Source organism: Xanthomonas sp. SHU 199 (assembly GCF_000364665.1).
GTDB classification, from domain to species: Bacteria; Pseudomonadota; Gammaproteobacteria; order Xanthomonadales; family Xanthomonadaceae; genus Xanthomonas_A; species Xanthomonas_A sontii.
In genome coordinates this window covers 1-494 of record NZ_AQOI01000778.1, presented here as the reverse complement: position 1 = coordinate 494, position 494 = coordinate 1, and the positions used below count along the sequence as shown (strand labels likewise).

At 76.3% G+C, this 494-nt stretch carries 1 pseudogene; it reads right to left on the bottom strand.

Annotated elements, in window-relative coordinates:
* A pseudogene (locus D183_RS25560) lies at window positions 1-324 on the bottom strand (hypothetical protein); the annotation flags it as partial.
* Window positions 325-494 lie beyond the last annotated feature (170 nt).

The following is a 494-nucleotide window of genomic DNA, read 5'->3' as shown; positions in this document are numbered from 1 at the left end:
TGGGGCAGCCGGCGGTGCCGGCGTGGGTGCGCTCGCGGTGGCGGTGCTCGGCGTCGGCACTTCGATCTGCCGCACCTGCGGCACGTCCGCACTGGGCAACACCGGCGTGGGCGTCGGCGTGCGCAGCTGTGGTGCGGGAACCTGCACCTGCGGCAGCGGTGCCGGCACCTCGCGTTCGCGCACCTGTACCTGCGGTGCGACTGGGCGCGGCACCGCGATGTCGCGCGGCCGCAGTTGCGCCACGGTCGGCACGTCGGTGACCACTTCGACCTCGCGCACCGGCACCTGCACGTCGGGCGGCACCACCGCGCGCGGTGTCGGCACCGGGACACGCACGCTCGGTGGCGGAGGCAGTACGAAGTCGCGCGTGGGCGTCGGCGTTTCGGTCACCTGCAGCGGCTGCTCCGCCGGCGGCGGCGGTGCACTGGCCGTGGTCGGCGTGGGCGCCGGCGCTGCCGGCGTCGGCTCCGCAGGCTGTGCAGGCGCAGCAGCGG